Source organism: Arthrobacter sp. B0316-5-4 (assembly GCF_059090325.1).
Genome location: NZ_JBNHFN010000001.1, coordinates 238667 through 249846, shown reverse-complemented (window position 1 = coordinate 249846; position 11180 = coordinate 238667). Strand labels below are relative to the sequence as shown.

Here is an 11180-nt window from a genome sequence, read left to right as displayed (position 1 = left end):
CATGAAGGCTTTCATCGGAAAGTTCATGGCCTCGAGCCTGTTCAAGTTCCTTATAGTTGGCGGCCTGAGCTTCCTTGTTGACCTTGGCCTGCTGGCTCTGTGTTTCCAGGTCTTCGGCTGGCCCCTGTGGCTCGCAACCGGAGCCGGTTTCTGGGGCAGCTTCTTCTTCAACTACTTCCTGCAGCGCCATTTCGCCTTCAACGGTGGCGGCACTGCTCTGGGCGGCGTTCTCAGGTACTCGGTCCTTCTGGCATTCAACACCGTGGCCGTCATGGGCATTGTGGAGCTCTTCCAGTTCCTGGGGGCCGGATATGTAGTGGGTAAAGTAGTTGCGACGATTGTCACCATGGGGTGGAACTACTTCATCTACAAGCACTGGATCTTCCCGCAGCAAAAGCAAGTGAAGAACGCCACTGAACCTGTAAATGGCGAGCCTGACTCCGACTTGCCGGCCCAAAAACTCACACCTAACAGCAGCGAAGGATAATCGATGTATCGAGGCGTTCGAATTGCCGCGGTAGTACCGGCCTATAAAGAAGAAAACCACATTGCACAGGTCATCGAAACGATGCCCGACTTTGTCGATGACATCGTCATTGTTGATGACTGCAGCCCCGACGACACTTCTGGCGCTGCCCGCCGGGCCGACGACGGCCGGGTCACCTTGATCCGCCACGAGGTCAACCAGGGTGTGGGTGGCGCTGTCCTGACAGCACACAAGGCTGCAATGGAACTGGGTGCAGACATCAACGTCGTCATGGCCGGCGACGCGCAGATGGATCCCGATTATCTTCCGCAGCTGCTGGACCCTGTGGTTGACGGCTATGGTTTCGCCAAGGCCAATAGGTTCTTCTCCGGAGAATCGTTCGCCGGCATGCCCGGTTACCGCATCTTCGGCAACATTGTCTTGTCCTTCATGACGAAGCTGGCTTCCGGCTACTGGCACATCTTCGATCCCCAGAATGGCTATACCGCCATCCGGACCGAGGTGCTCCGCCGTCTGCCCATGAACAAGGTAGCGGCCCGCTACAGCTTCGAGAACGACCTTCTCATCCACCTGAACATCCTGGACGTGCCGATTGTGGACGTTCCCATTCCGGCGGTGTACGGCAATGAGGTGTCCAGCATCAAGCTCCGGAAGGTTATCCCGGAGCTGCTGGCGATGCTCTTCGGTGGTTTCTGGCGCCGGGTGTGGTGGAAGTACATGGTGTGGTCCTTCTCTGCTGTGGCCCTCCTGCTCATTGCCGGGATCGCACTGATCGTCATGGGCCTGGTGGCCGGGATCTGGGTTCTGGCAGCTAGCGTCGGTTCACCTACGGCGGGGTCGGTGATGCTTGCTGTGGTGCCGTTTGTGCTGGGTGTGCAGATGCTGTTGGTCTCGTTGCAACTGGATATCCAAGCCAGTCCCAACAGGCCTTCCATGCACCCCATGAAGGAACGTACCTAGAAGGCAAGACTCTCAAGAAGACAAAGGGAGAGCCCGGACGCATCATGCGTTCGGGCTCTCCTTTTGTGCAACCTGTTCAGCTACGGGAGGGAGGTGAATCCTCCCCAACCCCAACCCACCTGGCTGCGGGACAGCCAGCCGGACGTTCCGTTGCCCGGGTAGAGGAAGAGGTTGCCACCCGAGTCCCGGGCGAGGACGTCGTTCTTGCCGTCACCGTTGAAGTCACCCGGGCCCAGGATGGCGGTCATTCCGCTCCAACCACTTCCCACCTGGACCCTGCTGAGCCACCCGCCGGTTCCATTGCCGGGGTACAGCCAGAGGATGCCTGAGGTGTCGCGGGCAAGAACATCGGATTTCCCGTCGCCATTGAAGTCACCGGTGCTGAGGATCGCATTCATGGCATTCCACCCGGCGCCCACCTGCACGCTTGATGTGAAACCGCCGGTGCCGTTGCCGGGGTAGAGCCACAGGGCTCCAGCGGCATCCCTTGCCAGGACATCGGCCTTTCCATCGCCGTTGAAGTCACCCGGGGCCAGGATTAGCGTCATGCTTGTCCATGCCGTCCCGGCCTGTACCCGGGTCTGCAGCCCACCGGTCCCATTACCTGGATACAACCAGAGGATGCCGTTGGTATCCCGGGCGAGTACGTCACTGCGTCCGTCACCATTGAAGTCCTTGGTAGGGACGATTGCATTCAGCGAGTTCCAGCCGGTGCCCAACGATTTTTGCGTTAGCCAACCTCCGGTGCCGCTACCCGGGTAGAGCCACAGTGTGCCCGCGTTGTCGCGTGCCAGGACGTCGTTCTTGGAGTCTCCGGTGTAGTCCTTCCACGTATTGGCAGGTGGCACGGAGATCGTGTAAGCCTGCGTAGCGATGGTTGAGCTGTTGTTGGCAGCGTCAACGGCGAAATACTTCAAGGTCATGGCCGCGGTCAAGGTAATTGGCGACGAATACTTGTTCCCGGCGGTTGCGGTCGGATTTGTTCCGTTGGTGGTGAAGTAGATGCTCGAACCGGGTTCATTGGACGTTAGCGTGATCTGCTGGTTCGCAGGATAGCTGCCTGCCGGTGGAGTTACGGTAACCACCGGGGGAGTTGTATCCAGAACGGTGTACAAACGGGATGTCACGCCAGAAGCGTTTCCGAATGCGTCCACGGCCAGTGCTTTCACGGTCGTGTTACCTGCCAGAGCAAAGGGCGCTGTGTATGCCTTGGTACTTCCAGCGGCGGCGGTGCCTGGACTGGTCCCGTCAGTTGTGTAGAAGATGCTACCGGCCTCAGTGGACGACATCGTGACCTGTTGGCCCGACGGGTACGCGCCGTCGACCGGTGAGACGGTCAGCGTTGGAGCCAGGTTGTCGAGGACGTAGGTCTGCGAAGCGACTGCTGAGGTATTTCCGGCGGTGTCCCGGGCGAAGTACTTCAGGGTCATCGACGTCAGCGGTATGGGTCCCGCGTAGACGGTGCTGGCGGTTGTGGGCGTTGTCCCGTCCGTGGTGATGAAGATGGTGGCCGCCTCATTGACTGACAGGTTGATGGTTTTGTTGGACCCATACGTGCCACCAGCCGGATCAACGGAAACCACAGGTGGCTGGGTGTCGGCGGCGAAGACCGACACGTTCCTTGTCGCCGTGGACGTATTGCCTGCAGTGTCAGTAGCTTCCACGGTGAATGAGGTAGGGCCGCTGGGAACATTCGTGTAGGCCTTCGGCGATGTGCAGGCCGTGAAGGCGTTGCTGCCGAGCTTGCATCTGAATCCTGCGATGTCCGGGGACGAGGAGGAGAACGTGAATGATGGCGAGATGCCAACAGTTGCCCCCTCGGCCGGGGACGAGATCGATACCTGGGGTGCCGTCAGGTCGGCTGTCACGGTTACAGACGCGATCGGACTGACGTTTCCTGCCATATCCGTGGCCCGCACACGAAGCACGTGCTGTCCAGCGGTTGCGAGCTTGAACACGTAACCAGTGGCGCATGCCGTGAACGTCGTGGTGGAGTCAACCGAGCAGGCCAGGGTCGAATCCGGCTCCGAGGTAGCACCAAGGACCGGTGAGCCGTTGACCGTCGATCCGGCCGCGGGTGACGTGATTACGGGGGCGGCAGGTGCTGTCACATCGACAGTAAATGCCCGGGATACCGGAAGTCCCGAAGGCGCTGCCCGGACGGAGAATGTATAGGCCCCGTTCGCCAGCGCAGCAGCCGGCGTGAAGGTGCCTGCCGTGCATACCTGCCATACCGGCGTCGCCGTACTCAACTGCAAGCTGCATTCGAGGGCTCCGCCGGGTGGGGTGGATGCCACAGAGAATGTCGGGGTGGAGTCATTGGTGAACGCCGGGTTGGGGGCTTGTGTGCCATCGGCAGCCGTTGGGCCGCTGGTGATTGACGGAACGACGCCGCCCAAGGACAGAAGCCTGCCGCGCTCGCTCGGCTTCGCGGGGTCAAGCTGACCCGGGTCTTCCATGACCAGCAATTTGCCGTCCCGGATGCCCAGGCCTCCCACCATGCTGAAGCCCACGGCCCACTTGTTGTCCACGGTGTCCGTGCTCAAGTCGATGCGTGAGATGGTGTCTTTTCCGGCGTCGGCTGTGGAGGTTCCGCCTGCGGTTCCTGTGTAGAGAACCAAAGGTGACTGCCAGTCGTAGTAGATGGCAGTCGGCTTTCCGACATTGTAAAGAGGGGAAGGGATGAAATTGGTCAGTTCACCGTCGTCCGGGGCTGTGAAGACGGTCAAACCTGAGGTCTCAGCGACATACACCACCACATTTCCGGCACTGTTTCGGTGCGTTGCTGCCAGGCCCAAGGAACGTGAGTTGACGGAGGCGATGGACTCTATGCTCGGGTGGAGGGCGGTTGGGTCCACGATCTTTACAATCGACCGGGCGTTCCCGAACGAGAGGTAGATGTTGCCGTCCGGGCCATCGCTGACAGCATTCGGCCGCAGGTCCCCATCAAAGATGGTCAGCGCGCCATCGTATTCGAACGTACTGCTTCCAGAGTTCCAGCGGGCACGGACGACGTCGGAACTTCCGACGGCGGCGTCCGGAATGAAAGCGATCTCATCGCCTGAGCCGACGGCGGCAGGTGTCGGATCGATCATCGCCGGGGTACCAGCTAAGGCTGGTCCATTGTCGTGGCCAGAGAGGGTCCCGCCTAGGCACGTGGCCACTTCTATGCCTCCAGGCGTTGAGCCTGAAGCTTCAGTCACACGGCAAAAGCCGGCCCGGGCATCTGAAACCCACAGCTTGCCGTGCGGATCCACTAACGAACCCGCTGCCTTGGTCAGACCGGTAGTCACGGTTTGGCGGGCTTGGTCTGCCGCTGCGGGTCCCGCCGTCAGCGCACCGGTTAGGGCGGCAGTGGCCAAGCTGGCAGTGGCCAGGAGCGCGGTCAGTCTTAGACGGCGATGCTCCGATGCGGCTGCACCGCGGGCAGAAGCTAGCGTGGCTGGATGAAAGGTTCTTGAGCGACCGGCGAAGGCAAGACATGCCAAACCAAGCTGAAGAACACTGCGATTGCGCGTGTCCACCGAGGAATCCCCACTTCATTCGGATGCTCCCCAGCTCCGCATGCATTGGTTATTCGCCCCACGCCGTCTCCGGCTGCGTCTACGTACATCTTCCACCAATCGCACCATTTGTCACTACTGTTTGCGGAATGTTCTTTCTGCGGCCTCCCAGCAACGTTGGCCCTGGCCGATCCCAAACCGATTCCGTGACGGCCAGGATGACTTGACCCCGTAACTGCCGCCACGCACGATTGAGGTGGAGGTCACAATGCGCAGACTATTTCCTACTGCACTGCCGGTGCTGATGCTTTTGGTCGCCTGCACGGCCCCCTCGCCTCAACCAACGCCGGCTACACCCCAACAGGGGTCAGAGACATCCCCATCCAGCAGCCCCTCCGCGACGGCCACCTTGGACCCAGGCGGGCAAGCAACGTCTGGAACCCTCAACGGCGTAACTGGGCGAGATGAGACCCCGGGGGAGGATGAGCCTGGCCGGTTCTCGTTCCTCTGCTCAAGCCTTGATGCGTCCCCTGAGGTTCAGCTATCGAGTCTCGCTGAAGTATGGGCCGCCAGCAACTACACGCGTATGGCCTCATGCGAGGTCACTTATGCGGGGTCCGAACCCTTCGAACCGACGCCCCGGGAATCTGAAGCGATTTCATCAGCGTCAACGCAGGGCGAGAGCTCTGGCAACGGTCTCGATACCTTGTTGGACGTCCTCCGCCTGTGCGCCCGGATCAGCGAGGAGGCTGGTCCGGGAGGTTTCGATGGGGCAAGCCGTGGGACGTTGCTTGCCTCCGCGGCATACTGCCCCAAAGGCCCGCAAGGGAAGATCATCGCAGCTTGGGCGCGGGGCGAGAGGTTTGGAGACGGCACTCACGCCGTGGGCGACAGCGTGGTGGGGGGCGCTGTCCAGTTGCTGAAGCCAAGCGGTAATGCCGACGAATGCGCGTGGACAGTCACCGGACCGGATGGTTCGGTGGTCGCCCGTGGCGGGCTGGCGGAAGCGGGCAAACAGGTGGTTCTTGAGGAAGGTCAGAACTTTACTAGTGACAAATGCGGAATTTGGGGGAAGATGTACTAAGACGCAGCCGGAAACGGCTTGGGGCGAATAACCAATGCATGCGGAGCTGGGGAGCATCCGAATGAAGTGGGGATCCCTCGGTGGACATGCGCAGGCGCAGTGTTCTTCAGCTCGGTGTGGCAACTTTTGCCTTGGCCGGTTGCTCAGGAATCAAAGTAAATACGTCCCAACCTTCCGCTCTCGATGTGGCCCAGGTTGTCACAAAGGACAACAAAGTCGCCGTTGAGCGGCCGGAGCCCAAGGTTCGATACCAATTCACTTGCACGGCTGCCGACGGCAGCCTCATCGGCAAGTTCTCGAGTCTTGAAGAAGTGTGGGCGTCGACGAGATACATGCACATCACGGACTGCCAAGTGACGTATGTCGGTAGTGAACCCTTGGTGCTGACCCCCGAGGAGACGGCTGCAGTCAACGCTGCCGTGGCCGCCGGCGCTCCAGCAGGGCAGGTTTCAGAGCTATGCCTCCGCATCGTCAGGGCCTGTACCCGCACGGATCCACGCAATCTCGCGGCGTCCCTTGCGGCATACGGAGTCCCGGTAGTGAAGGGCGCTTTGACTCTGGCGCCGTTAGCTCCGCAGGCGGCCCTGCTTACACGCTGGCTCAAGACTTCGGTGGCAGGTTAGCTGGTAGCCACATGCGCGAATATGCATGGTGCGGCGATTTATATTGACCGCAATTCCAGGGGGCGGATTCGTCTCATTCAACCGTACTGAACTGTGTGACCACATGGTCTAATGAAGGTGGTCTCACGTATTGGCTGTTCATCGTTATCGGGAAACGGACTTTGTTTGGGGGCAAACGAAGATCACCCGTTGCGCACAATCAAGGGAGTGATCTTTATGGCGTTTCGAATTGGAACTGCAAGCGCTGATATAACGCCGTCTCTGAGCACCAATCCGTACATGGCCGGGTATGGTTCAACAGATGGTGGTCGCGAGGCCACGAGCAGTTCGCCCTTTGAGCCTCTGTACGCCCGCGCCATCCTGATCTGGGAGGACGCAAGTCCCCACATCATCATCAGCTTGGATGTTCTGGCGTTGCCGCGTTCCATGCACCAGCGCATCCGGGACAGGATCCTCGGTCTCGCGGGCTGGGCGAGCAGCGACATTCTGATCCAGGCTACGCATACGCACAATGGCCCGGCGCTGATAGACACCCTTCATCCCTTCATGGCTTATGGTCTGGCAGATCTCGGTCTTGTGCGTTCCTACAGTGCGGACCTTGAGGACACGATTGTCAACCTCGCCCAAGAGGCCCTGGATGCGAACGAAACATCCGTGACCTTTGACTACAAAGTGTCGACGCAGAATTTTTCTGCGAACAGAGTGGGCCTTCCCTACACCGAGACGGCAGTGCCCATTCTTGTTGCCCGACGCGGAAATGGCACGCCGGCTGCTGTCATTTTCAGTTACGGCTGCCACCCGATCAGCGCAGGCCTGCGTACGCTCTTTGATGGGGATTTCGCTGCAGGCGCCTGCAACTATATCGAGAATCGCAATCCAGATTGCTTTGCGATGTTCATCCAGGGCCCTGCTGGGGACCAGGACCCGGGCGGCGTGCGGAGCTGGGAACTCAGGGACCAGCACGGGGATGCCCTCGGGGCTACTGTGAACTCGAATATGCAGTCCGCAGGCCGTGCCCTCAGCGGGCCACTAGTGACCCGGTACCAGGAAGTCCAACTGCCGCTGGACATCACTCCGACGGCGGCCAATCTGGCTGCAGTGCGCGCTGCCTACGTGGCCCGACTCGGAAATCCCAATGGCCAACCGCAGTGGTATCAGCGCCATGCACAGGTCATGATCGGACGAATCGACAGCAACAGTTTTGAAACGGCTGTGCCGTCGCCCTTCCAGGTGTGGAAGTTCAACGGCAGCCCACAGTTGAAGATCGCCATGGTCGGCGGAGAGCTCGTCAGTGGATATGCCGCGTATTTCCGGAACCGCAACGGAGGTACCAACGGGATCATCGTTGGGGGATATGCCAACGAGTCGTGCTGCTATATTCCCAGCAACGAGTTTTTCCCGCCATCCATGCCCCTCGGAAGTTATGAAGGAGGTTGGGAACCTGACTTCCCGGGAATTGCAGGGGGGTCAATGACTGTCTATGGACACTTGGCTCACTTCAAGGCCGGTACCAACGGCGTGGAGACAACCTTGATAAATGCCATGAATTCACTGCTTGCCTAAGTGCGCCAACTGCCTCGGAGTCTTCAGCCTGCAGGCGTGAGTTCCGCCTCCGGCACCGTTCCGTTGACGGTGCCGGAGAGGGGTTTCGAGTGAGGTTATTTCGCTGCCGGAGCCAATATTGTCAGGCCGTTCCAGCCTGATCCAATCTGGGTTGCAGTTCCCCAGGATTTCTTCGGTCCCACAGGGTAGTACCTGAGTTCCCCGATGGTGGTCCGGGCAATAATTCCGCTGGAACCGGAGCCAGCGAAGCCACTGACGGCATCGAAACTGGAAATGATGTTCCAGCCCGTTCCAACCAAGGAGGCGGGTTCGGGCACGAAATTTCCGCTGCCGTTTGAACGGTACAGTTTCAGGTCCCCGGTGCTGGTTTTAGCCAGCAGGTCGGCGTTGGAGTCCTTGTCGAAGTCCATTTGAACAATATCCAGACCGGTCCAGCCCGTCCCGATGGCAACTCCGGTGGAGACTGTCTTCCCGGTGGGGTTGTTGAAATAGTAAAGGCGGCCGTTTGAGTCGTAGCCTACGATTCCGGGGTGGGCGTCGGACTTCTTCCAGGTGCCGACGCTCAGCGTCCAGCCCTTCCAGTTGCTTCCCAGGGAAATGGGGGCCCCGAATCCCTTGCCGCTCTTGCCCGGGTAGACGTTCAATCTTCCGTCGGACCATTGCGCAACGATGTCCAAGGCGCCGTCGCCGTTCCAGTCGGCAACGAAACCTGCCGTGAGACCGGCCCAACCTGATCCGATCAAGTCTTCCGGCAACAGTGCCGTAGTGCCGGTGCCGGGATACCGATAGAGGTTGGCATCTGGCCGGACTGCCAGGACGTCCTCCTGATCGATTCCCAAGGTGGAATCCACATCCACAGCCATTCCGCTGATCAGGGTCGCATCGTTCCAACCTAAGCCGATGAGGCTCCGGGTTCCCCACGTCCCGGATCCTGCAGGGTAGTAGTAGAGGTCGCCGTTGGAGGCGCGAGCATGCAGCCCTTGCGAGTCAGCTCCGGAGAAGTTCGTCGCGGAACTGACTGCAGTCATTCCACCCCAGCCTGACCCGATCACGGTGCTTGGTTCGCTAAGGAAGCTGCCCACGCCGTTGGATCTGAACATCCTGAGGGTTCCATCCTCAGTGCGGGTGACCATGTCCTGGCTGCCGTCACCGTCGAAGTCAATCTGGTTGAGCTGGTGGCCACTGAAACCCGTCCCGATGAGGACACCGTTTCCGAGCCCGCCTCCTCCGTTGTTCGGGTAGCGGTACAGGTTGCCCTTATAGTCCTGGCCTACGACCCCGGGGTATCCGTCAGTGAGATTCCACCACCCAACAGTCAGCGACATTTCCTGCCACCCGGAGCCTACTTGGATGGGAGCGTAGAAACCGCCTCCCGGAGCGCCCCTGAAAACCTTCAGAGTGCCATCTGACCATTGCGAGAGGATGTCTTGGACGCCGTCCTGGTTCCAGTCCACCACATAGAGTGCCGAAGCCCCGGACCATCCCGAGCCAATCGCTACAGGTCCGGTGATGCGGCCGGTTCCACTGGCCGGGAACGCGTCCAATCCTCCTCCCGGGCTGGTAGCGAGGATGTCGGCTCCTGATGCGATGGAAGGATTGGACGGGGAAGAAACCCCGCGCGCAAATGTCCTGAGCTGGTCATAGCTGCCGTTAAAGATGTTGGAATCACCCTCGAACGGCCCGGTGCTGCTGTACTGCCACATGGAGTAGCTATCCCAGCTCAGAGGCAAGGTTCCAGGCGTGTTGGTGGGGTTGTTCCAGTACGAGGCAATCCACAGGGGGTAGCTGCCGAAGGTGGAGTTTCCTACACAGGTGTTCCACCAGTCCGTGGTGCTGTATATGACCGGGAAACGTCCGGTTAAGGCTTTGACGGTGTTGCCGAAATCGGCCGCCCATTGCCCAAGCTGGGCCTTGGACATGTCGTAGCAGGTGTTGCCGAAGTAGAACCCGTTGATGGTGCGTCCGGCGTAGGGGTTGTACTCGATGTCGAGGACAGGGGGGAGGGTGTAGCCGTCCGCAGTCCAACCGCCGCCATTCGCTACGAAGTACCTGGCCTGGTCAGCGCCTGAGGACCAGTTGGGGATGGCGAAATGGTAGGCCCCGCGCACCATGCCTACGTTGCGTGAGCCGTTGTACTGCTGGGCGTAGTTCTCGTTGAGGTAGTAGTTACCTTCAGTGGCCTTAACGTAAGCCCACCTTGAGCCCTGGTTCCATTGGCTCTGCCAGTTGACGTTACCTTGGTAGGCGCTGACATCCTGACCTGCAATGCCAATGGAGGGGCGCCAGTGGCCGGTGTCTGCTGCCTGGGGCTGGGCCGTCTCGTCCCCATAAGTCTGCGCGTCCCGGGCTGCGGGAGTTGCGTGATCCGCGGTTGCCGCCAATACTCGCGGAGAGCGCTGTCCCATCTCAGCACCCCCATATGGGATAGCTTCCTTCATGGCGGCGTTCAAGGCCGCGGCGTCCTGCCTCGTGCCGGGCGGTGCCGTGGTGCTGGACGGCTGGGCCGCGGCCTTACCCATCGATTCAGCGGCCGACTGCGGTGGTAGTGCCGGAGAAGGTCCGACGGCGGTTCCCGGCTCGGGTTCTGCGGGTGCGGTCGGGGGAATGCCCGGTTTGGAGTCCTTTTCGGGCTGGGCAGGGCCGGTGCCCGTCGGAGCGGGCTGTGGGCCCTGCGGGGGCGCCGGCTGCGATGTGGCCGACGGAGCCGGCTGGGGTCCCCTTGCCACAGCTTGCGCGGGAGCTCCGAGGCAACTGCCTGCTACGAGGGCAACCGCGAGGGCAACGCCTGCGTGCGTCCACGTCAACCGTCGGGGCGCCTCAAGGGAAGATCTTGTCATTTTCATTCCGGCCCTGTGCCGCGGCTCAGCGGCGCAGTGTGTGGCTTGCGGACAAGCTCCGGGGCGGGCGCCTGCGCATGGGACCAAAGGCCAGCTCCTAACGGCCTTACCCTAACATTCCGG

The 11180-nt window shown here is 60.6% G+C and carries 7 protein-coding genes; 5 read left to right on the top strand and 2 right to left on the bottom strand.

The window, feature by feature from the left end:
* Position 1 precedes the first annotated feature (1 nt).
* Together AC5RU9_RS01155 and AC5RU9_RS01150 are read left to right on the top strand one after the other, a co-directional pair.
* A complete protein-coding gene (locus tag AC5RU9_RS01155) occupies positions 2–487 on the top strand; it encodes a GtrA family protein (protein ID WP_494015027.1) in 486 nt (161 codons plus the stop codon).
* Between the two features lie 3 nt (positions 488–490).
* A complete protein-coding gene (locus AC5RU9_RS01150) occupies positions 491–1447 on the top strand; it encodes a glycosyltransferase family 2 protein (RefSeq protein WP_309994559.1) in 957 nt (318 codons plus the stop codon).
* Between the two features lie 80 nt (positions 1448–1527).
* On the opposite strand, the gene AC5RU9_RS01145 is transcribed toward AC5RU9_RS01150, so the two are convergent.
* Positions 1528–4542 carry a chitobiase/beta-hexosaminidase C-terminal domain-containing protein gene (locus AC5RU9_RS01145; protein ID WP_494015026.1) on the bottom strand — a complete coding sequence of 1005 codons (3015 nt, stop codon included), beginning with the start codon at positions 4540–4542 and terminating at the stop codon, positions 1528–1530.
* 994 nt (positions 4543–5536) lie between these two features.
* On the opposite strand from AC5RU9_RS01145, the gene AC5RU9_RS01140 reads away from it, so the two are divergent.
* The 3 genes from AC5RU9_RS01140 to AC5RU9_RS01130 all read left to right on the top strand — a co-directional run bounded on the left by AC5RU9_RS01140 (position 5537) and on the right by AC5RU9_RS01130 (position 8220).
* A complete protein-coding gene (locus AC5RU9_RS01140; protein WP_494015025.1) occupies positions 5537–6034 on the top strand; it encodes a hypothetical protein in 498 nt (165 codons plus the stop codon).
* Positions 6035–6219: 185 nt separating this feature from the next.
* On the top strand, positions 6220–6657 hold the full coding sequence (locus AC5RU9_RS01135; RefSeq protein WP_494015024.1) for a hypothetical protein: 438 nt from the start codon (positions 6220–6222) through the stop codon (positions 6655–6657).
* Between the two features lie 111 nt (positions 6658–6768).
* Positions 6769–8220, top strand: coding sequence for a hypothetical protein (locus tag AC5RU9_RS01130; RefSeq protein ID WP_494015023.1), 1452 nt, complete (start codon positions 6769–6771; stop codon positions 8218–8220).
* 95 nt (positions 8221–8315) lie between these two features.
* Here AC5RU9_RS01130 and AC5RU9_RS01125 read toward each other — a convergent pair whose 3' ends face one another.
* Positions 8316–11057: a GH25 family lysozyme gene (locus tag AC5RU9_RS01125; protein ID WP_494015022.1), complete on the bottom strand. Its 2742-nt coding sequence runs from the start codon at positions 11055–11057 to the stop codon at positions 8316–8318.
* Between the last annotated feature and the right edge of the window lie 123 nt (positions 11058–11180).

Excerpts from the sequence above, each read along its gene's own strand:
- AC5RU9_RS01155 (WP_494015027.1), top strand. The coding sequence starts at position 2 with ATGAAGGCTTTCATCGGAAAGTTCATGGCCTCGAGCCTGTTCAAGTTC.
- AC5RU9_RS01150 (WP_309994559.1), top strand. The coding sequence starts at position 491 with ATGTATCGAGGCGTTCGAATTGCCGCGGTAGTACCGGCCTATAAAGAA.
- AC5RU9_RS01145 (WP_494015026.1), bottom strand. The coding sequence starts at position 4,542 with ATGATCGATCCGACACCTGCCGCCGTCGGCTCAGGCGATGAGATCGCT.
- AC5RU9_RS01140 (WP_494015025.1), top strand. The coding sequence starts at position 5,537 with ATGGCCTCATGCGAGGTCACTTATGCGGGGTCCGAACCCTTCGAACCG.
- AC5RU9_RS01130 (WP_494015023.1), top strand. The coding sequence starts at position 6,769 with ATGAAGGTGGTCTCACGTATTGGCTGTTCATCGTTATCGGGAAACGGA.
- AC5RU9_RS01125 (WP_494015022.1), bottom strand. The coding sequence starts at position 11,057 with ATGACAAGATCTTCCCTTGAGGCGCCCCGACGGTTGACGTGGACGCAC.